Origin of the sequence: Actinobacillus ureae ATCC 25976 (assembly GCF_000188255.1) — a bacterium.
Classification (GTDB): Bacteria; Pseudomonadota; Gammaproteobacteria; order Enterobacterales; family Pasteurellaceae; genus Actinobacillus; species Actinobacillus ureae.
In genome coordinates, this window is record NZ_GL831080.1 from 704,026 (window position 1) to 728,232 (window position 24,207).

The following is a 24,207-nucleotide window of genomic DNA, read 5'->3' on the forward strand; positions in this document are numbered from 1 at the left end:
GAAATTGTTTCTAGCCGTTTTATTTACTTATTTCATTATTTTGCTGGTGCTTGAGCAAGCAGTTTGGTCAATAATTTCCAATAAATCTCAACTGCAGGGATATGTACTTTCTCATCCGGTGAATGAGCGTTACGGATAGTTGGTCCGATTGAGACTAGATCCATATTTGGATAAACTTTTTTAATTAATCCGCATTCGAGACCTGCATGAATGACTTTAATTTTTGCTTCATAGCCCAATACTTCATCATAAATTTTCTTGGTTAATGGTGTAATGAGAGATGAAGTATCAGGTTCCCAACCTGGGTAATCGCCGCTAAATTCAGCATGAGCACCGGTGAGTGTCGCTAAAGAATTAATTTTAGCTCGTACTTCAGCTTTTCCACTTTCAATGAGAGAGCGAGCAAGAATCGTTGCTACTAGTCCTTTATTTTCGACTGTTAATACCCCAATACTTAGAGATGTTTCAACAACATTTTTTACTACATCACTATTACGGATAATGCCGTTTGGCAAGAGATTAAGTAAATGAATTGCTTTTTGAGTTGATTCGTTTGTGAAAATTTGCACCGGAACATCAGTTTCTTCTATCAGTAAAGTGAGATTCGGCTCCGCAAGTTTTAGTTCTGAACTTAAAACATCGGTTAATTGTGCTAAGCAAGCGGTAATTTTTGCTTGATTATTTGCATGGAATACAATCGTTGCCGAAGCCTCTCGAGGAATGGCATTTCGTACTGAGCCGCCTTTGATGTCGGCTAATTGAAAATCCTCTTGAGAGAGGGTCTCTGCTAGAATTCTTGCTAACAATTTGATTGCATTCACTCGCGTTGTATGAATATCACATCCGGAATGTCCGCCTTGTAAACCTTTTAAGGTAATATTTAGGGCTTTATCAAATTGCGGATATTGATATTCAAGCGGGAGTGCTAAGTTGATGTTTTCTCCACCTGCGCAGCCGATATAAATTTCGCCATTATCTTCCGTATCGGTATTGATCATAATATTTGATGTTAACCAATTCGGACGTAAGCCTAATACGCCTTCCATACCGACTTCTTCGCTCATTGTAAGTAATACTTCGATTTCTGGGTGGGCAATATCATTTGCTTTTAATACAGCCATACAAGACGCAAGACCAATACCATTATCTGCGCCTAGTGTTGTTCCTTTTGCTTTAACCCATTCACCGTCAATATAAGGTTGGATAGGATCTTTTAGAAAGTCATGTTTTGTTGCGGCATTTGCTTGTGGAACCATATCTAAGTGGGCCTGTAAGGCGATAGATTGACGATTTTCCATGCCGGCAGTGGCTGGCTTACGAATTAATACGTTTCCGGCTTCATCTCGTTCTGCAAATAATTGTTTTGATTTAGCCCATTCTACCAGTGTGTTGGCGAGTTGTTCTTCATGGTATGAAGGGTGTGGAATTGAGCACACTTTATCAAACCATTGCCATAGTAGAGTAGGAGAAAGATTTGAAATTTCAGACATAATAACCTCGTGAAAATAATGATAGCGTTTAAGTTTTGGTAAAAAATTGCAAAAAATAGACCGCTATTGATGAAGAATAACGGAAATGATAGCACGAAAGCGCTTTTTAGGTTAAAATAACGTAATTTTTTTATTCGGTGCCTTGTCACCGCTTTTTTTTATCTAGGATATTTTGTATGAGCGAAAAATACACAAACGAAAAATATGTTGTAACTTGGGATATGTTCCACATGCATGCGCGTAAATTAGCCGAGCGTCTTTTACCTGCATCGCAATGGAAAGGCATTATTGCAGTAAGTCGCGGTGGTTTATTTCCGGCTGCGGTACTTGCACGTGAATTAAGTATTCGCCATGTTGAAACTGTATGTATCTCTAGTTATGATCATGATGAACAAGTTGAATTAAAAGTATTACACGCAGCTCAAACAGATGGAGAAGGCTTTATTGTTGTGGATGATTTAGTTGATACAGGTAATACCGCAAAAGAAATTCGTAAAATGTATCCAAAAGCAAAATTTGTCACTGTATTCGCTAAACCAGCCGGTGCTCCATTAGTGGATGATTACGTAGTTGATATCCCACAAGAAACATGGATCGAACAACCTTGGGATTTAGGTATTACATTTGTTCCACCTTTAGCACGTCAGTAATTAAGAACGTAATGAAAATGGATAATTGAGAATCTACAGCTCGGTTATCCATTTTTCCATTTTCTGTTGTCTATTATTAATTAAACATTATGAGTTTAGGTAATCTTTATATTCTTTCTGCACCTAGTGGTGCGGGTAAATCTTCATTAATCAATGCACTGTTAGCTGATCTACCTCGTTCGGAAGTTCAGCTTTCTATTTCCCATACTACGCGTAATCCTCGCCCAGGTGAAGAAAATGGAGTGCATTATTATTTTACAAGTCACGCGGAATTTGAAGCATTGATTGAGAAAGGGCATTTTTTAGAATGGGCTGAAGTGTTCGGTAATTATTACGGCACGTCTTTGCCTATGATTGAAAAAAGTTTAGCTCAAGGTATTGATGTCTTTTTAGACATTGATTGGCAAGGTGCTCGTCAAATTCGTCAGAAACTTCCAAATGTAAAGACTATATTCATTTTGCCACCTTCCCGAGCGGAGTTAGAAAAACGTTTGTTTGGTAGAGGGCAAGATTCTGCGGAGACCATTGCAAAACGAATGGGGGAGGCAATTTCAGAGATGTCTCACTATAATGAGTTTGATTATGTCATTGTGAATGATGATTTTCAGACTGCCTTAGGCGAATTAAAAAGCATTTTAACTGCAGAGCGTTTGAAGTTAGATACTCAGGCTCTCCGACATCAGCAGCTTATTGAGCAATTACTCTCAGCATAATAAATAGTCAATTTTTGTAAAAGATTTCAATAATGAATTGATCTTTATAGTAACTGGCAAGGAAAAAGAGATTTCTTTAAAATATTCATTTTTCTTATTGTCCTCGTTTCAAGGAAATTACATGAAACTTTCAAAATTAGCTTTAACACTTTCAGTTGCACTTGCTTTATCTGCTTGTTCAACGAATATGAGTAAAGACGGGTCTCTTGAGCAGGCACAAGCAACCTATCAACAATACCAAGAGATAACAAAACAATTTCAAATCAACGAACAATGGTGGAGAAGTTATAACGATAACCAACTTAACACCGTTATTGATCAAGCGATTGCAAATAACTTAGATTTAGCGAAAAGTGCCATTGCAGTAAATAAAGCGCTTTATAATGCAAATTTAGTTGGAGCGAATTTAGTTCCGACCTTTAGTGGCTCGGGCTCTGCTTCAGCAGCAAAAAAAATACATTCCACAGCTCAAAGCGGTATAGGGCTTGGTCAAGCTTCAACTGGTACATCTACTATTTCTAATACTGCAGCATTTAATTTAAGTTATACCTTGGATTTATGGCGTCGTTTAGCGGATACGGCAAGTGCCGCTGAATGGGAGCACAAAGCCACGATTGAGGATTTAAAATCTGCACGTCTTTCACTGATCAACTCAGTGGTGACAACATATTATCAAATCGCTTATTACAAAGATGCTATTAGCGTGATTGAACGTACAATTAAGAACTACGAACAGATTTCACGCATCTTAAATAATAAGTTAGCAGCTGGTGCAATCGACCGTTTAGCAGTAGAGCAAGCACAGCAAGCGACATTAAATGCTCGTAATAACTTAATTGCTTATCGTACGAATTTAAAAACAGCGGAACAAACACTACGTAATTTATTGAATCTAAAACCGAATCAATCACTACCTTCTCGTTATCCAAGTATTTTAGCGGTGAAATTACAAGGTGTAGATTTAAATGTACCGGTTTCTACAATTGCAAACCGTCCGGATGTAACTGCTCGTTTAAATCGTTTACGAAGCGCATTTAATAGTTTAACCGCTACAGAAAAAAGTTGGTTTCCAACCGTTACTCTAGGTGCATCAATTTCCGGTAATGCAGCAAAAGCATATAATGTGGCAGATAATCCAGTGGGTAATGGTGTTCTTTCATTTGACTTACCATTCTTAGATTGGAATCGAGTTAAGAATAATGTAAAAATTTCAGAGTCTGATTATATGACGGCGAAATTAAATTATGAGCAAACGTTAACAAGCGCATTGAATGAAATTGATACGCACTATTATACTTATGAGCAAGCTCGTAGCAGTTATGCAACTTTACAAAAAGCGTATGAACATGATAAGCGCATCAGCACTTATTATAAAAATCGTTATGAACAAGGTGCATCGGAATTCCGCGAGTGGATTGCAGCAATGAATACCGAGCTTAGTTCTCAGCTTTCGATTTTGAATCAAAAATATACGATTCTTTCAGGCGAGAATACGGTGTATCAATCAATGGCGGGTAAATATATTCGCTAAGAAAAATAAAGCACGAAGAGCAGTTTACTTTTCGTGCTTCTTTCTTATTTTTTGTTTTGTTCAGCCGCTCGCTTACGGCGGATTTCTTTCGGATCAGCAATTAATTGGCGGTAGATTTCAATTCGATCACCATTTTCCACAATATCGGTTAATTTTGCTGGACGACTAAAGATACCAACTTTATTGGTTCTCAAATCGATTTCGGTATATTTTTCTAAGATACCAGATTGCAAAATCACATTTTGAATTGTTGTTGTGCTATCAAGTGTCAGCTTTTTAAGAAAATAACGTTCAGGATAGGCGTAAGCAACTTCAACAATAATCTTTTCTGATTCAGACACCGTAAACCTCCTTGGCTCTCTGTTTAAACGCATTGACCATTTTTATGGTCATTTCGTTAAACACTTTCCCAAACACCATACCAACAACAGGATTTGAGAACTCGAATTCAAGTTGTAAGCTGATTTTACAGCTTTGTTCATCAAAGGGTTGGAATGTCCAAACACCTTGTAAATAACGAAAAGGACCTTTAATTAATTTCATTTCAATACGTTCATTCGGGCGCATTGTGTTATGTGTGCTGAAGGTTTGGCTAATACCTAATTTTTGAATATGTAGCTCTGCCTCTAGTTCTGTTTCACCACGACTAATGGTTTTAGAGCCTACGCAGCCGGATAAAAACTGTGGATACTTTTCATAATCGTTAACGAGCTGATACATTTGTTCTGCACTATAAGCGACAAGGGATGATTGGTTTACTACTGGCATGGTTTCTCTCTCAAATAAGCGGTCGTATTTTACTAAATTTTTGCATTTCTACAAAGAAACGCTTTTGACTTGTAAATAGATATATTGCCCTTCTTTTAATGCCAATTCATCAAATGACCATAAGCTAATGCTAGCCCATATTATGTCGTTATCAACTAAGACGGCAATATCCACTCGTTCACTTTGCTCAATAATCTGCATAATTTTGCCTTGTAAGATATTGCGAATAGAGCTTTGGCTCGGCTTTTCTAAACTGATAGACACATCTTTGCTGGCAATAGTAATGCGTAATTTATCACCGATTTGATGATGAGGTGTTTCGTTAATCCAAATTTGTTGCGTGCCAAGATTTAAACTAACCATTTTGTAAGTAGGTTGGTAGGAATGAATCGTTAATTCTAATAAGCCAACTTTTTGTGAATCTGGTTGCCAAGCCATAAAAGCAGGGTGGTGCCACACGTTAGTAACACTATCGAAAAGCATAACTTTACCTTGTTCGAGCAAAATAAGGTTATCCGCCAAACGAATAATCTCATCTAAGCTATGGCTGACATATAAAATCGGAATTTCAATTTGGGCGGCAAGTTTGCTCAAATAATTCATCAATTCGTGCTTGCGTGGCAAATCAAGCGCGGATAACGGTTCGTCCATTAGTAATAATTGCGGGTCGCTTAATAGCGCTCGACCGATCGCGACACGCTGTTTTTCGCCTCCAGAAAGGCTAGCCGGAAAACGAGTGAGTAAATGCTCAATACCAAGTAATTGTACGATTTGCAAAAAGTGAGCGGAATCCGACCGCTTGTAGCCGTATTTTAGGTTCTTTTCAACGGTGTAGTGTGGAAAAAGTCGGTGTTCTTGAAATACATAACCGATTTTTCGCTTTTCCGGAGCAAGGTTGAGTCCTTGCTCGCTATTGAATAAGGTTTGTTGATTAAGTCGGATATAGCCTTTTTGTGGTGTAGATAAACCTGCAATTAAATTGATTAGACTCGATTTACCCGCACCGGAACGTCCAAAAATAGCGGTAACGCCTTTATTCGGAATATCTAACTTTACCGCTAACTCAAGTTGTCCGAGTGTCTGATGTAGATTTAATTGAAGCATAAGTTAATTTAGTAAACGTTTCTGCTTTTCAGCAAACCATTCGGAAGCAAACAGTGCAATTAAGGAAATCATAATCGAAACGGCACATAAACGTGCGGCAGCCAGTTCGCCGCCTGGTGTCTCGATAAAAGTAAAGAGTGCGGACGGAATGGTTTGGGTTTGATTCGGAATATTGGAGACAAAGGTGATTGTTGCCCCAAATTCGCCCAATGAACGAGCAAAACCGAGTACGGTTCCGGCGATAATACCCGAATAAGAAAGCGGCAGAGTGAGTGTAAAAAAGACTTTTAACGGAGAAGCACCTAAGGTTCTGGCGGCTTGTTCCAATTTCGGATCAACCGCATCTAATGTCAGGCGGATCGATCTAACCATTAACGGAAATGCCATCACCATTGAAGCAAGTACCGCACCTTTCCAAGAAAAACTGAACGAAAATTCAAACCATTGCCATAAATACTGACCGATTACACCTTTTTTGGCCATCGAAACCAATAATAAATAGCCAATCACGACCGGCGGTAAAACCAGAGGTAAATGAACGATACCGTTTAATAAGTTTTTACCCCAAAATTGTTTGCGAGATAATAACCAAGCGATAAATATGGCAAATGGTAGTGATAGTACAACCGCCAGTAAAGCCACTTTCAAGCTTAAGAAAATAGCATCAAGTTCTTGAGGGGTAAAATTGAACATCATTTCAACCGTAGATAAGCAGAAAAGGAATAGCGTTAGCTATCCCTTTTGTCGAATTAATTAATCGGATAAAAACCGGCGGCTTCAAATTTCGCTTTGGCTTTCGGCGTTTTTAGGAAATCTAAAAATGTTTTAGCTTGTACTTTATCACTCACTGTAGCAGCCGGATAAATTACTTCACCATAGCTTTTGTTTGGAAAAACTGCGATTACTTTCACTTTATTAGAAACTTTCGCATCGGTAGAGTAAACAATACCGAGTGACGATTCGCCCCGTTCGACAAACGAAAGTGCATCACGTACATTTTTGGCTCGGGCAAGTTTAGGCTCAATTTGCTGCCATAAGCCGTAATGTTCTAGCGCTTTTTTTGCATATTTGCCTGCCGGTACATGAGCCGGATCACCGACCGATAAATAGCCATTTGCTAAAATTTTGTCAAAATCGACCGCTTGTATATCGCCTGCCGTTAATGAACTGTCTTTTGGTGCGATTAAAACAAGATCATTTTTAACGAGATAACGGATATTTTGCGTTTTTGTGGGCTGTTTTTCTTTTAGATAGTCCATCCATTTCAGGTCGGCAGAAATAAACACATCTGCCGGTGCATCTTGTTCGAGCTGTCTAGCTAAAACTGAACTTGAAGCAAACGAGAAAATGACTTTGTCATCAGGATATTGTTTAGCAAAATCTTGATTGATTTCTTGTAATACATTGGTCATTGATGAAGCGGCGAAAACGGTAATATCTGTTGCCAATACCAAACTGGATGAAAAAAGCATATTACCGATTAGGAAAAGTTTTGTTAATGTTTTCATTGGGTCTCCTTTTATATAATCATGCGAAACAAGCGGTTTAATTTCTCGTATTTTTTGCAAGTCTACATAACTTATTTTAAGAACGTAGGCCGGTACCTTTCTCTATCAATGAAAAAGCAAACCAATATAAAATAACGATAAAGCTACTCAATACTGAAAAAGTATAAACCACAGAAACATCCGTAATACCAAGGAATCCGTAGCGGAAACCGTTGATCATATACACAATCGGGTTAAATTTTGATACGGCTTGCCAAAATTCTGGTAGTAATGAAATAGAATAAAATACACCACCTAAATAAGTGAGCGGTGTAAGTACGAATGTCGGAATTAAGCCGACATCATCAAAGGATTTAGCATATACCGCATTGATTAAACCGCCTAATGCAAAGGAGATGGTCGTCATTAATAGCGTCAGCAAAATGATTGCCCATGAATGAACGTCGTAAGATACGAAAAAGAGCGAAACCAGCATGACTAAAATGCCTGCCAATCCACCTCGAATAATACTTCCCGCAACATATCCCCAAATAATATCGTGACTGGAAAGTGGCGAGACGAGTAATTCTTCATAGGTTTTAGTGAATTTACTCAGGAAAAATGACGATGCGCTATTAACATAAGATGCGGTAATTGCCGTCATCATTACAAGTCCGGGCGCAATAAATTGCATATAGCTTACACCGCTCATATCGCCGATACGACCGCCGATTAATTTTCCGAAAATTAGGAAGTAGAGTGTCGTGGTAATAATAGGCGGAACAAGCGTTTGTTTCCAAATACGAATCACTCGGCATGATTCTTTGCCGGCAAGAGTGAGGAATCCTGTTAAATTCATTTTAATTCGCCATTTTCATAAACAATTCTTCTAAACGATTGGATTTGTTACGCATACTTGAGACTTCAAATCCTTGTACTGCAATTTGTTGGAACAGATTGGTTAAACCTTGTTCTCGCTGCACTTCAACTTCTAAAGTGTTCTCATCAAGCCATTTAAACGGATAGCTATGGATGACAAGCGGTTGATTTTCCGATTTTTTTTGCAAATCTAGCACAAAAGTTTCGGTTTCTAATTTGGCAAGCAAGGCTTTCATTGAAGTATTTTCAACCAATAAACCGTTTTGGATAATCCCGATATGACGGCAAAGATTTTCGGCTTCTTCCAAATAGTGAGTAGTTAAAATAATGGTTGTGCCTTGTTGATTCAGTTCACGTAAAAAGTCCCATAAACTACGGCGTAACTCAATATCCACCCCAGCGGTTGGCTCATCTAAAATCAGTAATTTCGGATTATGCATTAAGGCTCTGGCTATCATTACTCGGCGTTTCATACCACCGGAAAGCTCGCGAGTAAAATGGCTTCGTTTTTCCCAAAGATCGAGTTTTTTCAACCAAATTTCAGCTCGAATTAAGGCTTCTTTATGTGAGATACCGTAATAACCGGCTTGCTGAGTCAGAACATTAATCACTTTTTCAAACTGATTGAAGTTAAATTCTTGCGGCACGAGACCGATTTGCTGTTTAAGCTGAATTTTTTGCGTATCAAGATCATAACCGAAGACTTTTACGCTGCCACCGGTTTTATTCACGAGGGAGCTAATGATACCAATGGTAGTTGATTTTCCGGCACCGTTATGACCAAGCAATGCGTAAAAATCACCTTGTTCGACAATAAGATCGATTCCTTTAACTGCCTGTACACCGGTCGGGTAGGTTTTGATAAGATTCGTAATTTCTAGGGCTTTCATTATTCTTTATTCTCTGCAACGGCGCGAATCGTACTTTCGTCTATTTCCGCATCAAATGTTTGGCGTAACAGCATTAATTTTTCATCATTGCTAAGCGCTTTTTTGGCTTCGAGGGTTAAGTTTTCAAAAATGGCACGGCGAATTTCTAGCGGTGTTTTATGTTCCGCACTTTCGCCAATACTCAATTCATAGCTAAAGCCTTTTTCTTGTAAGGCAGTCGCTAGACTCTGACGAGATTCGGCATTATCTAAATGTGCCATTGCAAGTTTAAGGATTAATTTAAGTTGTTCACCTTGTTTTTCGGCCAAATAGCTATTTAGTGCCACTTGACGAGATAACCCGCCGAGTTTTAACTCATTCACAATCTGGCACCACTCATCCTGTTCACAAGATAATGCAATCGTCTTTGCGACTAATTCCGGCGTGCGTTCTTGCAAGATCGCTTGTTTGATATCGGATGGCTTAGTACTCTCATTTTGAGTTTCTAATTCGGGATTGAGCCACGTCCAGCGATACTCTTCATCACTTAACGGTTTTGCCGCTTGTTGTGTTGGTTGAGGCTGAGATTGTACTTGTTGCTCGGTTGCCAAGTTCATAAAACGCTCTTGTAAACTTGGCATTTTTTGTGGATTTGCTCGGCTTGTGGATGGAATAGCCGGTTTAACTAGCTCAGATTTTTTTTTTCGTTTTGAGTAAGTTGTGCCTGAGTTTGTTGTAACTGTTTACGAGCTTGCATTGCCGCTAGAGCAGGTGATACCAGTACTGAACTGCTTTCAGCCGCACTTACGTTTGGCTGCTGGTAAGCGGTCGAATTTTCTGACATTTTTGCAACAGGCGATGTTGCAATATTTTGTACAGAATTAACCGCTTGTGACGTATGATTCTGGTTTAAACGGGCTTTGAGTTGTTCGATATTTTGTTGTGAGGTTTGCGTTACAGCTGAGGCTGTTGTTTGAACAACTTCTCTTACCGGTTGGCGATTGATTTCTTCCACTCGTTTAGGATGGAAAGCCAATGCACGTAAAATTGTCATTTCGACACCGGCACGTTGTTCCGGCGCAAATTCCAATTCTTTTTTACCATTGAGCATTAACTGATAGAAAAATTGTACGTCTTCAGGTGCAATTTGTTTGGCTAAAAAATGCAGCTGAGTTTGTTCCTGCCCACTATTTTTGAGCAACTGTAGCATTGCAATTTGATGTAAAGTTTGGGCAACGTCAGAGAGTAATTGTGACCAATCAACGCCTTTTTCAGCAACAGATTGAATCACTGACATCGCTTTTTCACCATCGGCTTGTGCAAGTGCAGTGACTAATTCGATTGGCTGGTGATCATCAATTAAACCGAGCATCTGCTGCACGATAGGCAAGCTAATATTCGCATTGCTTACCACAATTGCTTGGTCGGTTAAACTTAATGAATCACGAATACTGCCTTGAGCCGCTTTTGCTAATTTTTCCATAGCGGCTGACTCGTAGGGAATATTCTCCTGTTGTAGGATAAATTCGAGATGGTTGGCGATCTGAACTTGATCCAATGCACGCAAGTGGAATTGCATACAACGGGATAAGATCGTAATCGGCAACTTTTGAGGATCTGTCGTGGCAAGTAAGAACTTCACATATTCAGGTGGTTCTTCTAGCGTTTTAAGCAGGGCGTTGAAGCTGTGACGAGAGAGCATATGCACTTCGTCAATTAGGTAAACTTTAAAGCGTCCAACGGTCGGTTTGTATTGAACGTTGTCAAGCAACTCACGTGTGTCTTCGACCTTGGTACGTGAAGCTGCGTCAATTTCAATCAGATCAATAAAGCGACCTTCTTCGATCGCTTTACAATTTGCGCATTCACCGCAAGGTGTAGCGGTGATACCGGTTTCGCAATTTAAGCCTTTTGCAAATAGGCGTGCAATTGAGGTTTTACCTACACCACGTGTACCAGAAAACAGGTAGGCGTGATGAAGTCTGCCTTCACGCAGACCATTTTCTAATGCAGATAAAACGTGTTGTTGTCCGACAACTTCAGAAAAACGTTGCGGACGCCATTTACGGGCTAAAACTTGATAACTCATTGCGACTCTTATTTATTACGGAATAGTATTCCGTACTAAGAAATATTAATGACGGGCAAATTCAACTAATGTGAATGAGTTGATACCTTCTTTTTCTAGACGTTCTTTACCGCCTAAATCCGGTAACCAAATCACAAATGCAGCGTGTTCTACTTTACCGCCTAAGCGACGAATTAATTTTGCCGTAGCGTCAATCGTACCGCCGGTTGCTAATAAATCGTCTACAACTAATACGTTGTCACTTTCTTTTACTGAATCTAAATGGATTTCCAGCGTATCTTCACCATATTCTAAAGAATAAGATTGTGAAATAACTTCACGTGGTAATTTTTTCGGTTTACGAACTAATACAAAAGGTACGCCCAACGCAAGCGCTACCGGTGCACCAAAGATAAAGCCGCGAGATTCTGTTCCAACGACTTTAGTAATACCTTTATCTTTAAATTCAGCAACGATCGCATCTACGGTTGCCTTGAATGCTTCCGGCACTTCTAATAATGAGGTAATGTCACGGAAAATAATACCTGCTTTCGGATAGTCAGGAATAGATTTGATAGATGATTTGATTAAATCTAATTGGTTCATGGTTAGACCTTAAAAAATAGCAAGATAACCTGAAGAATTTAGCAAAACTGAGCAAAATTACAAGGGAAATTTGAAAAGACCGGCGATTTCCTCTAAAAATGAGCAAGGAAATAGTAATTCTTCAGCACTTTATTCTTTTCTAAGCGGTTATTTTTGAAGACTTTTTGCAAAAAATACAGAAAAAAATACAGAAAAAAAGACCGCTTGTAGCAATTAGAGCATACTGTAGCAGTCTTTTGCTGTGATGCGTTTATACAATATCTTTAGCAAGATAATGTAGTACACCGCCAAAGACTTTTTCCAGATTTTCGGTAGTAAAGGTGGTTTCGGTTTTTCCGGCAGCAAGTAAGGTACGATTGATCATCAATACTTGATCGCAAAAGCTAGGCACGCTATTTAAATTGTGTGTTGAAACTAAAACTAAATGTCCTTCGCTACGCAGTTGCTGCAACAATTCAACGATGGCATTTTCGGTTTTGACATCAACACCGGTAAACGGCTCGTCCAGTAAAATAATCTGACTTTCTTGTGCCAATGCTCGAGCAAGAAACACTCGCTTTTTCTGTCCGCCAGAAAGCTCACCGATTTGTCGGTGTTGCAAATGGCAAATGTCCACTCGTTCCATTGCCTGCATCACTTTTTGTTTATCAAGAGGTGAAGGACGGCGTAGAAATCCCATATAGCCATACCGACCCATCATCACTACATCGTAAACGGAAACAGGAAATTGCCAATCGACTTCTTCACTTTGTGGCACATAAGATACTAGATTTTGTTTCAAAGCTTGTTGAATTGGCATCTGGTTTAACAGGATTTTGCCGGTTTGAGGTTTGACTAATCCCATTAAACTTTTAAATAGCGTAGATTTACCACCGCCATTCACACCGATTAAAGCACAAATTGTGCCGTCTTGAATCTGAAAGGATACGTCGTGTAAGGCTAAATGCCCGTTATTATAACGGACACTTAGCTTTTCAACAGAAATAGAGGTTGGAATGGATGCCATATTATTTTTTGCTTTTTTCAAAACCGTCAACAATTGTGCTGATTGTCACTTTTAATAAATCCAAATAAGTCGGTACAGCGCCGTCTTTGGTTGAAAGTGAATCGACATATAATACACCGCCGTATAATGCGCCGGTTTCTTTTGCCACTTGTTTTGCCGGTTTATCCGATACGGTACTTTCGCTGAAAACAACAGGGATATTGTTAGCTTTTACGCCGTCGATCACCTTTTTCACTTGTTGTGGAGAACCTTGTTCTTCAGCATTGATTGCCCATAAATAAAGTTCTTTTAACTGATAATCTTGTGCTAAATAACTAAATGCGCCTTCACTGGTTACTAACCAACGTTGTGCTTCCGGAATAACAGATAGGCGTTGGCGTAAAGGCTCTGCAATAGCTTTGACTTTTTCAGCGTAAGCTTTAGCATTTTGGTTATAGCTTTCGGCATTTTTCGGATCGTATTTCACTAATGCGGCACGAATATTTTCAATATATTGCAGAGCATTCGCTGATGACATCCACGCATGCGGATTCGGTAAGTTTTTATATTCACCTTCAGTAATTGCAATTGGCGTAATGCCTTCGGTCACAACAACAGCCGGTTTACCTTTTACGTTTTCAAAGAAACGTTCAAACCAACGTTCTAAATTCATACCGTTCCATAAGATAAGGTCAGCTTTTTGTGCTTTAGCAATATCTTTAGGTGTTGGTTGATAGTCATGAATTTCTGCGCCAGGTTTGGTAATAGATTCTACAACCGCTTTATCACCGGCAACGTTTTGTGCAATATCTTGGATAACGGTAAAGGTAGTAACAACTTTGAACGATGCAGCCATTGAGAGGGCAGCACTCATACCTAATGTGACCACAAATGCTTGTTTTAAAAATGAAAGTTTCATAGTTTCTCCTTTTTATCATGAATTTTCACTTATGATGAAATTGAGAATGAATCTCAATTAATTATAATTATAAACATTTAATCGGTTTAGGTAAACCGGCAATTTTAGTTGCTTGTTTTGCCGGACCGTCAGGAAATAAACGTTGTAAATAACGGCTATTGCCTTTCTCTTCACCGAATTTTTGCGCCATTGCTTTAACTAGCATTCGGATTGCCGGCGAAGTTTTGTATTCTTGATAGAAATCGCGTACTAGAAAGATAATTTCCCAGTGTTCATTTGTCAGAACAATTTGTTCTTTCTTGGCAATTTCAATCGCAAGCGCTTCCGACCAATCATCAAGGTTAGTTAAGTAACCTGAAGCATCTGTTGGATATTTTTGTTGGTTTAATTCAATGTAATACATAAAAAATAAAAGTGCCACAGGTGTGGCACTTACTCTCTCTCAAATTTGTTTTAAATTAATCGTCGCTACCTAATACACCGAAGATTTGTAATAGGCTTAAGAATAAATTGTATAGAGATACGTATAAATCCACGGTTGCACGGATATAATTTGTTTCTCCACCATGAATAATATTACTTGTACCAAGTAGAATCGCACCGCTTGAGAACACCACAAATAATGCACTCATTGCAAGGCTTAATGCCGGAATTGCTAAGAAAATATTTGCGATGATACCAACAAGTAACACTACAAATAATGCCATCATCATACCAGATAAAAATGACATATCTTTTTTAGTGGTCAACACATAAACAGAACAAGCAAAAAATACTAATGCGGTTGCACCAAGTGCAAGAACCACAACATCACCTAAACCGGCACCGATATAGCGGTTTAAAATTGGGCCTAGGGTATAACCTAAAAAGCCGGTTAACGCAAATACGCTTAAGATACCCGCACTGCTATTTGCCGTTGCATTAGTCAAGAATAATAAACCGTAGAAACCGATTAATAACCCCCACCACGGTAATGCAGGGGCATTCATTGACATCGCAACAAAAGCAACTACTGCTGAGAAGGCTAATGTCATTGAAAGTAATAAATAAGTATTACGTAGTACTTTGTGAGTGCTGAGTAATGATTCATTACTTGTTGCACCGCTAATTACACGATTTTCCATATTGTTTCCTTTAAGTTGAATAAAATTGTTATTTGTATATGGAAAAACTTCCATAAATCAAGTGTAAATTAGCGACAAATTTACCTAAAGTCAATTGACTTTATCTATGCAATAGTTAAAAATTTTCTTATGAGTGTGGTACACTTGAAAGACCAAATATTTACTTTGCAAGCACTTCTATATGAAACTAAATTTTCCTACCTATTTAACCTTATTTCGGGTAATTCTAATCCCTTTATTTGTGGTTGCTTTTTATTTACCTGTCGGTTGGTATGCACCTGAAATTTCAACGCTTATTTTCTTTATCGCGTCTATTACCGATGCTTTTGACGGTTATTTAGCTCGTAAGTGGAACCAAACTACACGTTTGGGAGCCTTTTTAGATCCGGTTGCGGATAAAGTATTAGTTGCAGTAGCATTGGTCTGTGTTGTGGAATATTACCATACATGGTGGATTACTATTCCGGCGGCAATTATGATTGCACGAGAAATTATTATTTCCGCATTAAGAGAGTGGATGGCGGAGCTTGGAGAACGTGCGAGTGTAGCGGTTTCCGTATGGGGCAAATTTAAGACGACAGCGCAAATGTTAGCGCTTGGCGGAGTGTTATGGCGATTTAACTTAGCTATGGAAATTCTCGCTTGGATTCTACTCTATATTGCGGCGGGACTGACGTTATGGTCGATGATTCAATATTTGAAAGCCGCAAAAGGTAGTCTGTTAAGATCATAAGGATAATTTAGATAAATAGGGCAGGAGAGTATCCTGCCTTTTGTTTATGTATAGCTTTTGTTGAAATGATAAACATTTTTATTTAAAATTAAATTGAAATTTATTTCAAAGGAGACAAATAATGCATAAACATAAAAAAACAATTTTTCAATTAAGCTTAATTAGCCTAGCCGTTAGTGGCTATGCTTCCGCGAATCAAGCGTATTTAGATACTGTTGAAGTTCAAGCCCAGCCTACCGTAAACCACACTCGAAATATTAGTAATTTACGTGAATTATTAGCGAACCGCACTGATGTTAATATTGGTGGTGGTAGCGTTTCCGCACAATATATTTCGATTCGAGGAGCTGGGCAAGATCGTATCGGTATGGTTGTCGATAATACCTCAACAATGGTATCACCAAGGTCGTTTTCAATTAGATCCTTCTATGGTGAAATCAATTAAAATTGATAAAGGGGCTGGGGCTGCGAGTGCTGGTATTGGGGTAACGGATGGCGTTATTCGTGCCGAAACTGTTTCAGCCAAAGATTTATTGAAAGATGGTAAACCTTTCGGGGCAAGAATTGGTTCGGAATATAATAGCAATCAAGGCGCTAACGGTTCACTTTCACTTTATGGACAGGCTAATCAGTTAGACGTCTTGCTATTGGGAAGTTGGGGAAATGATAAAAACTATAAGGCTGGTCGAGGTTATTCTGATGCGGTTAATACTAATAGCCGAATTGTAAATAATACTGCCCGTCGTCAAGGTAATTATTTAGCTAAATTTGGCTATGATCTTACGGAACAACACCGAATTGGTGCAAGTTTCCGTCAAGAAGCCTTCTATGGTAATGGACAAGATCGTTTTGAAATGATTTTTAATAGTCGCCCAGTAAATGCAAATACGACGACACGTACTTACAACTTAGAATATACGGGTAAAGATCTCGGGGTAGCGAGAGATATTAAAGCGAATGCGTTTTATATTGATGGAAGAGATCAACGTGAAGATTATCAAAAAGATAAAAAAGATAAAAAAGATAAATTAACAGGCTATCAACGTTCTTCTAAAACTAAAACGCTTGGAGCTAATTTAGGGCTTACCAGTGAATTAAGTAATGAACATCTATTGAAGTATGGTGTGAATCTTCGTAAAGAGCAGACGAGTAGCCAAAACTCATTCGGTCATATTAAAGGTGAACAAAAATCTGAGTATGGGTTATATGCTGAAGGTATTTGGTCTTTAGGCAAGGTGCTCACTTTAACAACAGGCTTACGTTATGATCACTATACTTTAGATACGGCAGGTAAAGTAGATGAAAAAGGTATGCCGATTGCCGGTAAGAAGTCAGTATCTGATAATAAATTGAATCCAAGTTTCGGATTGATTTGGGATGTTACGCCGAATTTTGTTTTAAATGCTAAGCTAAATTATGCAAGTCGTAGCCCTATTTTAGCATCTGCCTATACAGTAACTGATAATCGAGGTTCATTAGATAAAGCAAGAGGTTTGCGTTTTATTGATCCTAATTTAAAGACTGAGAATGCACGTTTAGCTGAAATTGGGTTTGAATGGAAATACTTTGATTTTAGTTTAAAAGGGAACGTGTTTGAGCAAAGAGTGAAAAACTTCTATCAAACAAAAGATAGTATCATTAGTAATGCGGGAACGTTAAAAACCAAAGGTTATGATGCAGAATTAGATTATCAATGGAACGGTTTAAAATTAACTGCCGGCGTGGCTTATGCTGATCCTAAAACGGATTTTGCACTTTCTAATGATCCACTGAATATCATCCCTCAAGGTCGTCAATGGAGTACTGGTATATCTTATAAATTTGCGGAACCAAGTTTAGAGCTTGGTTGGTTAGGTCGTTATGCACAATCTAAAGAATATCAAACTGGCTCAGGCGAAAAAGCAGAAACGAAAAGACGTATCGGATATGGTGTACATGATATTTTTGTTAATTGGCAGCCTCTTAACCAAGATAACTTTAACGTGAATTTCACGGTGAAAAACATTGGTAACAAATTCTATCGTAGCCATAGCCAAAGAAATACAGCGATTACGCCACCAAGCCCAGGACGTGAATTTAAATTGGGTATGAACTATAGCTTCTAAGAAATTAGTTTTTGGCAAAATCCATTTGCAAAAGCGGTTATAAATATAACCGCTTTTTTGCTTCTATTTGGCGTATTTTATAAGCAAGTACCCTAATAGCCAAATATTGGTTATCATAGACTTAATTTCTTATTTAACTCGATACTCAATTTTGTTTATGTTTGATGCTAAAGCCTTTCTTGTCGATGTCCCTCATCTTCCCGGTGTTTACCGTATGTATGATGCGAAAAATACCATTATCTATGTCGGTAAAGCCAAAGATCTCAAAAAACGCTTATCCAGTTATTTTCGTAGTCAACTCGCCAGTAAGAAAACCGAAGCGTTAGTTGCTAACATTCATCATATTGAAACTACGATAACCCATTCGGAAACGGAAGCGTTATTGCTTGAACATAATTATATTAAAGAGAATCAGCCGAAGTACAACGTGCTTTTGCGTGATGATAAATCCTATCCGTATATTTTACTCACGAAGCATCAACATCCTCGAATTACTTCGTTTCGTGGTAGTAAAAAAATTGCCGGTGAATATTTTGGTCCTTATCCAAATGCTGGGGCAGTGCGTGAAACGCTAAACTTGCTGCAAAAACTGTTTCCGATTCGCCAATGTGAAGACAGCTACTATAAAAATCGTTCTCGCCCTTGTTTGCAATATCAAATCGGACGTTGTCTTGCCCCTTGTGTAGAAGGTTATTACTCGCAAGCAGAATATGATAACCAAGTGAATTTAGTCCGTTTGTTTTTACAGGGCAAAGACGGACAAGTGGTTGAGCATTTGGTACAAAAAATGGAAAGTGCCGCGGAAGATCTGGATTTTGAAGGTGCAGCTCGTTTTCGCGATCAGATTCAATCGGTACGAGCGGTACAAGAAAAGCAATTTGTCTCTAACGAACGTTTGGACGATCTGGATATTATTTCGATTGCTTATCAGCACGGCATTGCTTGCGTACATATTTTATTTGTGCGCCACGGTAAGGTATTGGGCAATCGTTCCTATTTTCCTAAAGTGCCGAACAATACCGATTTAACTGAGTTGGCGGATACCTTTGTTGGTCAGTTTTATCTACAGATGAACCAACATCGCACGATACCGAATCAAATTATTATCGATCAGCCGTTAAGTGAAGCGACCACATTAGCTAATGTGCTGTCGGAACAAGCGAGACATAAAGTTAGTATTGCCGATAAAAATATTCGTGGCGATAAAAGCCGCTATTTGGCATTGGCGAAAACCAATGCGGAAGCCGCTCTTACTTTACAACTTAAACAAGATACGCATATTCGCCAGCGTTATGACTCACTCAAGGCATTACTCAATTTAGCGGAAATCAAACGGATGGAGTGTTTCGATATTTCTCACACAATGGGTAATCAAACGGTAGCTTCTTGTGTTGTATTTGATGAACATGGGCCGTTAAAATCAGATTACCGCCGTTTTAATATTGAAGGTATTACCGGTGGTGATGACTATGCGGCAATGGAGCAAACCCTATTAAAACGCTATGATCGTAATTTGGAAGAAGAAAAAATCCCAGATATTATTTTTATCGATGGCGGTAAAGGGCAGCTTAATCGAGCGTTAGAAACCTTTGCTTCGTTAAATGTCAGTTGGGATAAGCGTAAACCGTTGTTAATTGGTGTGGCGAAAGGAGTAGAGCGGAAAGCCGGTTTAGAAACCTTATTGATCAGCAAATGGGATAAGGAAATTCACTTACCGCCGGACAGTCCTGCTTTGCATTTGATTCAACATATTCGTGATGAATCACATAATCATGCGATTACCGGACACCGCAAAAAACGCCAAAAAGCCTTTACGGAAAGCGGATTGGAATCAATAGCCGGTGTAGGAGCAAAACGTCGCCAAGCGTTACTGAAATACCTCGGTGGAATGCAAGGCGTGAAATCCGCTACGTTAGAAGAAATTCAATCCGTTCCCAGCATTTCAAAACAACTTGCTGAAGTGATTTTTGATACGTTACAAAATAGCTAAGTAGCAAGCGGTCGAATTTGTAGAATTTTTTGCAAATTTAACCGCTTGTTTTTACTACATTTACCTAAAGCAAACGTTTGCGCAATCGTTTGTGAGAGCGTATAATTCGCCCCAATTTTTTTAGTTTGAGGCATTTATGCAAAATTTACGTTATCCTGTTGATTCCAAACCACCTTTCGGATTAACCCTTCTTCTTGCGGCGCAACACCTTTTAGCCGCGCTTGGCGGCATTATCGCTGTGCCACTTGTTATTGGTAATGTACTTAAACTTCCGACTCCGGATACGATTGTATTAGTGAATGCGGCATTATTGGTTTCAGGGATCGTAACTATTATTCAATGCCAAGGTCTCGGCCCGATTGGCTTACGTTTACCAAGCGTGATGGGAACCAGCTTTACTTTCGTGGCGGCGGCGCTTGCAATCGGTTTTAGTGAACATGGTGTTGCCGGTATTATGGGCGCATCGTTAGTCGGTTCGTTAGTGATGATCATCGGTAGTTTCTTTATGCCGTATGTGCGTAAATTATTCCCGCCTGTCGTTACCGGTGTGGTGGTCATGATGATCGGTTTAAGCTTAATTCCGGTTGCGGTGGATTGGTTCGCCGGCGGTCAAAAAGGCGATGCGCATTATGCGGATCCGGCAAATCTTGCGATGGCGACTTTTGTACTTGTGCTGGTTGTGATTTTAGTGCAATGGGGGAAAGGTATTTTCTCGGCGGCAGCAATCGTGATCGGTATGATGGTCGGTTATGTAGTGGCGTTAGCATTAGGTTGGATCAACTTTGATGCGGTTAAAAATGCAGAGAGTTTTGCTATTCCACAGCCGTTGCATTTCGGATTAGCATTTCCAATTTCAGGTATTATCGGGATGTCGATTGCTTATTTAGTGACAATTGTTGAATCAAGCGGTAACTTCTTAGCTTTAGGTAATGCTACGCAAACTGAAATTACCGGTAAGCATTTACGTGGCGGGGTATTATGTGACGGTTTAGGTTCTGCGTTTGCGGCAATTATGTCAACCACGCCATTCTCATCATTCGCCCAAAATATTGGGGTCATTTCGTTGACCGGTGTGGCAAGCCGCTATGTGGTAACGATTATGGGCGTATTACTGGTTTTAGCCGGTGTATTCCCTTGGTTCGGTGCATTAATCGTTTCGATTCCTAGCCCTGTTTTAGGCGGTGCGGGCTTAATGATGTTTGCTATGATTATCGCCGCCGGTATCCAAATGTTGGATAAAGTGGAACGTTCAAAACGTAACGGTTTAATTATTGCGATTTCAATCGGTTGCGGTTTAGCGGTGACGACTCGTCCCGAATTATTAGATAAGTTACCGAGCTTCTTTAAAGAGGTATTCGGCTCGGGCATTACGGTCGGATCACTACTTGCATTAGTGCTAAATCTGATTCTTCCTGAGGATAAGGAATAAATAATTAGTGTAATTGGAAAAACTTATTTGAAATTAGGTAAGTGAAGCCTTATCTTACGAAATAACTTAACGTCACGGTCAAGTGGCGTTTTCTTTTTAGATTATCAATTAAGGAAACAAATTATGACATTACAAGTTACTGACGCAACTTTTGAACAAGAAGTTTTAAAATCGGACGTTCCGGTATTATTAGATTTTTGGGCGCCATGGTGTGGTCCTTGCCGTATGGTGGCACCAATCTTAGACGAATTATCAGAAGAGTTTGCCGGTCGTGCAAAAATTGCTAAAGTAAATGTGGATGAGAACCAACAAATCCCTGCACAATTCGGTATTCGTTCAATCCCAACATTAATTCTTTTCAAAAATGGTGAAGTGGTTGCAACGCAAGTTGGTGCATTACCAAAATCACAATTAAGTGCATTTGTTGAACAAGCACTTTAATTTTTATTTCGAGAAAGGGCGAATTTGGTTCGCCCTTTTTCATTTGCAAAAAAATTGTTAAAAAAGACCGCCTTAGGCTAATAAAGCCTAGCAATATCAAGCACAAATAGGTACAATCTTCCAGTTACACTTTTTTACAATTGGTAAGAGTAGATTCGAGGGCTTAGCCCCTATTCTTTGGAGAAATTTATGTCGTGGAATGAACCAGGCAATCAACAAGACCCGTGGGGTAAGCCGGGTCAAAAGAAGCCTGAGCAGCAAGGTTCACAACAAGAGCCAAATAAGCAAAATAATCGCCAAGAGCCGCCGGATTTAGAGGAAGCTTTTAGTTCTTTATTAAAGAAAATGGGTGGTAATAAAGATAATAATTCAGCGCCTTCGCAAAATTTTGGTAAATTTCTACCGCTTGCTTTGATTTTCGCAACCATTGTATGGGGCGTATCAGGCTTTTATACGGTTAAAGAAGCCGAGCGTGGCGTAGTAACCCGTTTCGGTAAACTTCATAACATCGTGATGCCGGGTTTAAACTGGAAACCGACCTTAATTGATGAGGTGACGCCGGTAAATATCGAGCGAGTTTCTGAACTGAAAACCAGTGGCTCAATGCTGACACAAGATGAAAATATGGTACAGGTTGAAATGACCGTTCAGTACCGTGTTGAAGATCCGGCTAAATATCTGTTTAGCGTGCGTGATGCGGATGATAGCTTAAAACAAGCGACCGACAGTGCGTTACGTTATGTGATCGGTCATATGTCGATGGACGATATTTTAACTACCGGTCGTGCGACAGTACGTGAGAAAACTTGGCAAACCTTGCGTGATATCATCAAGACTTATGATATGGGGTTATTAGTCACTGACGTAAACTTCCAATCTGCTCGTCCGCCGGAAGAGGTGAAAGACGCATTTGATGATGCGATCAAAGCACAAGAAGACGAGCAACGTTTAATCCGTGAAGCGGAGGCTTATGCGCGTGGTCGTGAGCCGATTGCACGTGGTCAAGCACAACGTATCGTAGAACAAGCAACCGCATATAAAGATCAAATTGTATTGGAGGCGAAAGGTGAAGTAGAGCGTTTCTCTAAACTTTTACCGGAGTATAAATCATCACCGAAAGTAATGCGTGAGCGTTTATATATCGAAACGATGGAAAAAGTAATGAAAAACACGCCGAAAGTGATTATGGATGGTAATGGCAATAATTTAAATGTGTTACCAATAGATAGATTATTGGCTAAACCGGCTGCTTCTGAATCAGTAAGACAAGTCGCGCCTATCGTTATTCAGCAACCGCAAGTTGTACCTCCAGTTCAAACGCATTCTGTGCCGAATTCACAAAATGCAGAACCAGTACGTAAAGGGAGATTTTAATAATGCGTAAATTATTATTACCTGTTTTAGCGCTTGTGGGATTTATCGTACTTTCTTGCGTAACGATTGTGCCAGAAGGCTATCGTGGCATTATGCTGCGCTTTAATAAAGTGCATCGTGACGTAGACCAAAAAGTGGTGGTTTATGCACCGGGTTTACACTTTAAAGCACCGTTTATTGATAGCTTAAAAGTGTTGGATGCACGTATTCAAATTTTAGATGATCAAGAAGATCGCTTTGTGACGGTTGAGAAAAAAGACTTATTAGTTGATTCTTACGTAAAATGGCGTATCAGCGATTTCGGTCAATTCTATACCGCAACTGGCGGTGATGCGCAACGTGCTTCGGATCTGTTAAAACGTAAAGTAGGTGACCGTTTACGTTCTGAAATCGGTTCTCGTACGATTAAAGATATTGTATCGGGTTCTCGCGGTGAATTGATGGTGGGAGCACAAAAAGCATTAAATGACGGTGATGACGGTGCTGAGAAACTTGGTATCGAAGTGGTTGACGTACGTGTAAAACAGATCAACCTACCGAATGAAGTTTCATCTTCAATTTATCAACGTATGCGTGCAGAACGTGCTGCAGTTGCAAGCGAACATCGCTCGCAAGGTGAAGAAAAAGCTGAAATTATTCGTGCCGAAGTAGATAAGAAAGTGGTTCTTATTGAAGCGCAAGCGAAGAAAACAGCTGAAACTTTACGTGGTGAAGGTGACGCACAAGCTGCAAAAATTTATGCGGATGCATTCAACCAAGAGCCGGAGTTTTATAGCTTCGTACGTAGCTTAAAAGCATACGAAAACAGCTTTGCGAAAGATCAAAACAATATGATGCTACTTAAATCGGATAGCGAGTTCTTCCGCTTTATGAAAGCACCGACAAAATAACTGTATCTATAAGGCCCGATCTATATCGGGTCTTTAATTTTTCATTTACTAC

25 protein-coding genes and 1 pseudogene are annotated in these 24,207 nt (G+C 39.3%); 11 read left to right on the top strand and 15 right to left on the bottom strand.

The window, feature by feature from the left end; translation table 11 throughout:
* Positions 1-35: 35 nt before the first annotated feature.
* Positions 36-1,490, bottom strand: coding sequence for an aminoacyl-histidine dipeptidase (locus HMPREF0027_RS03485; RefSeq protein ID WP_005622311.1), 1,455 nt, complete (start codon positions 1,488-1,490; stop codon positions 36-38).
* 176 nt (positions 1,491-1,666) lie between these two features.
* On the opposite strand from HMPREF0027_RS03485, the gene gpt reads away from it, so the two are divergent.
* From gpt to tdeA, 3 genes are all read left to right on the top strand, one after another.
* Positions 1,667-2,140: a xanthine phosphoribosyltransferase gene (gpt, locus tag HMPREF0027_RS03490; protein WP_005622312.1), complete on the top strand. Its 474-nt coding sequence runs from the start codon at positions 1,667-1,669 to the stop codon at positions 2,138-2,140.
* A gap of 89 nt (positions 2,141-2,229) precedes the next feature.
* On the top strand, positions 2,230-2,853 hold the full coding sequence (gene gmk, locus HMPREF0027_RS03495) for a guanylate kinase (RefSeq protein WP_005622313.1): 624 nt from the start codon (positions 2,230-2,232) through the stop codon (positions 2,851-2,853).
* A 121-nt stretch (positions 2,854-2,974) separates the two neighbouring features.
* A complete protein-coding gene (gene tdeA, locus HMPREF0027_RS03500; protein WP_005622314.1) occupies positions 2,975-4,384 on the top strand; it encodes a toxin/drug exporter TdeA in 1,410 nt (469 codons plus the stop codon).
* Positions 4,385-4,428: 44 nt separating this feature from the next.
* Here tdeA and HMPREF0027_RS03505 read toward each other — a convergent pair whose 3' ends face one another.
* From HMPREF0027_RS03505 to HMPREF0027_RS03570, 13 genes and pseudogenes are all read right to left on the bottom strand, one after another.
* Positions 4,429-4,758 (bottom strand): RnfH family protein, encoded by a 330-nt coding sequence (locus tag HMPREF0027_RS03505; protein ID WP_044024250.1) that lies wholly within the window; start codon positions 4,756-4,758, stop codon positions 4,429-4,431.
* The gene (locus tag HMPREF0027_RS03510; RefSeq protein WP_005622316.1) at positions 4,718-5,152 is read right to left on the bottom strand and encodes a type II toxin-antitoxin system RatA family toxin; all 435 of its coding nucleotides are present in this window, start codon (positions 5,150-5,152) and stop codon (positions 4,718-4,720) included. The genes HMPREF0027_RS03505 and HMPREF0027_RS03510 overlap by 41 nt, the downstream gene beginning before the upstream one ends.
* Positions 5,153-5,200: 48 nt before the next feature.
* Positions 5,201-6,256: a molybdenum ABC transporter ATP-binding protein ModC gene (modC, locus tag HMPREF0027_RS03515; RefSeq protein WP_005622318.1), complete on the bottom strand. Its 1,056-nt coding sequence runs from the start codon at positions 6,254-6,256 to the stop codon at positions 5,201-5,203.
* 3 nt (positions 6,257-6,259) lie between these two features.
* Positions 6,260-6,949, bottom strand: a complete 690-nt coding sequence (modB, locus tag HMPREF0027_RS03520) for a molybdate ABC transporter permease subunit (RefSeq protein WP_044024251.1) — start codon at positions 6,947-6,949, stop codon at positions 6,260-6,262.
* 56 nt (positions 6,950-7,005) lie between these two features.
* A complete protein-coding gene (gene modA, locus HMPREF0027_RS03525; protein ID WP_044024253.1) occupies positions 7,006-7,764 on the bottom strand; it encodes a molybdate ABC transporter substrate-binding protein in 759 nt (252 codons plus the stop codon).
* A 76-nt stretch (positions 7,765-7,840) separates the two neighbouring features.
* A complete protein-coding gene (locus HMPREF0027_RS03530) occupies positions 7,841-8,602 on the bottom strand; it encodes an ABC transporter permease (RefSeq protein ID WP_005622321.1) in 762 nt (253 codons plus the stop codon).
* A gap of 1 nt (position 8,603) precedes the next feature.
* Positions 8,604-9,512, bottom strand: coding sequence for an ABC transporter ATP-binding protein (locus HMPREF0027_RS03535; protein WP_005622322.1), 909 nt, complete (start codon positions 9,510-9,512; stop codon positions 8,604-8,606).
* A pseudogene (dnaX, locus tag HMPREF0027_RS11310) lies at positions 9,512-11,580 on the bottom strand (DNA polymerase III subunit gamma/tau). Before dnaX ends, HMPREF0027_RS03535 begins: the two are co-directional and overlap by 1 nt.
* A 45-nt stretch (positions 11,581-11,625) precedes the next feature.
* Positions 11,626-12,165 carry an adenine phosphoribosyltransferase gene (gene apt / locus HMPREF0027_RS03550; protein ID WP_005622325.1) on the bottom strand — a complete coding sequence of 180 codons (540 nt, stop codon included), beginning with the start codon at positions 12,163-12,165 and terminating at the stop codon, positions 11,626-11,628.
* 250 nt (positions 12,166-12,415) lie between these two features.
* Complete coding sequence (locus tag HMPREF0027_RS03555; protein ID WP_044024254.1) at positions 12,416-13,171, bottom strand: metal ABC transporter ATP-binding protein; 756 nt, start codon at positions 13,169-13,171, stop codon at positions 12,416-12,418.
* A 1-nt stretch (position 13,172) separates the two neighbouring features.
* Complete coding sequence (locus HMPREF0027_RS03560; protein WP_005622327.1) at positions 13,173-14,069, bottom strand: metal ABC transporter substrate-binding protein; 897 nt, start codon at positions 14,067-14,069, stop codon at positions 13,173-13,175.
* Positions 14,070-14,136: 67 nt separating this feature from the next.
* A complete protein-coding gene (locus tag HMPREF0027_RS03565) occupies positions 14,137-14,472 on the bottom strand; it encodes a TusE/DsrC/DsvC family sulfur relay protein (protein ID WP_005622328.1) in 336 nt (111 codons plus the stop codon).
* Positions 14,473-14,527: 55 nt separating this feature from the next.
* Positions 14,528-15,193, bottom strand: a complete 666-nt coding sequence (locus tag HMPREF0027_RS03570) for a Bax inhibitor-1 family protein (protein ID WP_044024255.1) — start codon at positions 15,191-15,193, stop codon at positions 14,528-14,530.
* A 181-nt stretch (positions 15,194-15,374) separates the two neighbouring features.
* Between HMPREF0027_RS03570 and pgsA the strand changes: the two genes are divergently transcribed.
* The 4 genes from pgsA (at position 15,375) to uvrC (ending at position 20,021) form a co-directional block, all read left to right on the top strand.
* Positions 15,375-15,926 (top strand): CDP-diacylglycerol--glycerol-3-phosphate 3-phosphatidyltransferase, encoded by a 552-nt coding sequence (pgsA, locus tag HMPREF0027_RS03575; RefSeq protein ID WP_005622330.1) that lies wholly within the window; start codon positions 15,375-15,377, stop codon positions 15,924-15,926.
* 121 nt (positions 15,927-16,047) lie between these two features.
* On the top strand, positions 16,048-16,371 hold the full coding sequence (locus tag HMPREF0027_RS12440) for a TonB-dependent receptor plug domain-containing protein (protein ID WP_005622332.1): 324 nt from the start codon (positions 16,048-16,050) through the stop codon (positions 16,369-16,371).
* Positions 16,355-18,031 (top strand): TonB-dependent receptor domain-containing protein, encoded by a 1,677-nt coding sequence (locus HMPREF0027_RS03580; protein WP_244261834.1) that lies wholly within the window; start codon positions 16,355-16,357, stop codon positions 18,029-18,031. The genes HMPREF0027_RS12440 and HMPREF0027_RS03580 overlap by 17 nt, the downstream gene beginning before the upstream one ends.
* A 157-nt stretch (positions 18,032-18,188) precedes the next feature.
* Positions 18,189-20,021 carry an excinuclease ABC subunit UvrC gene (gene uvrC, locus HMPREF0027_RS03585; RefSeq protein WP_005622334.1) on the top strand — a complete coding sequence of 611 codons (1,833 nt, stop codon included), beginning with the start codon at positions 18,189-18,191 and terminating at the stop codon, positions 20,019-20,021.
* Here the strand turns inward: uvrC and HMPREF0027_RS12080 are convergent.
* Positions 20,018-20,155: a hypothetical protein gene (locus HMPREF0027_RS12080; RefSeq protein WP_005622335.1), complete on the bottom strand. Its 138-nt coding sequence runs from the start codon at positions 20,153-20,155 to the stop codon at positions 20,018-20,020. The two genes, uvrC and HMPREF0027_RS12080, sit on opposite strands and share 4 nt — an antisense overlap.
* A gap of 2 nt (positions 20,156-20,157) precedes the next feature.
* Between HMPREF0027_RS12080 and HMPREF0027_RS03590 the strand changes: the two genes are divergently transcribed.
* The 4 genes from HMPREF0027_RS03590 (at position 20,158) to hflC (ending at position 24,155) form a co-directional block, all read left to right on the top strand.
* Positions 20,158-21,450, top strand: a complete 1,293-nt coding sequence (locus tag HMPREF0027_RS03590) for a nucleobase:cation symporter-2 family protein (RefSeq protein WP_005622336.1) — start codon at positions 20,158-20,160, stop codon at positions 21,448-21,450.
* Between the two features lie 123 nt (positions 21,451-21,573).
* Positions 21,574-21,891, top strand: coding sequence for a thioredoxin (gene trxA / locus HMPREF0027_RS03595; RefSeq protein WP_005597935.1), 318 nt, complete (start codon positions 21,574-21,576; stop codon positions 21,889-21,891).
* 189 nt (positions 21,892-22,080) lie between these two features.
* The gene (gene hflK / locus HMPREF0027_RS03600; RefSeq protein ID WP_005622337.1) at positions 22,081-23,265 is read left to right on the top strand and encodes an FtsH protease activity modulator HflK; all 1,185 of its coding nucleotides are present in this window, start codon (positions 22,081-22,083) and stop codon (positions 23,263-23,265) included.
* Positions 23,266-23,267: 2 nt separating this feature from the next.
* Positions 23,268-24,155 (top strand): protease modulator HflC, encoded by an 888-nt coding sequence (gene hflC, locus HMPREF0027_RS03605; protein ID WP_005622338.1) that lies wholly within the window; start codon positions 23,268-23,270, stop codon positions 24,153-24,155.
* The last annotated feature ends 52 nt before the right edge of the window (positions 24,156-24,207 follow it).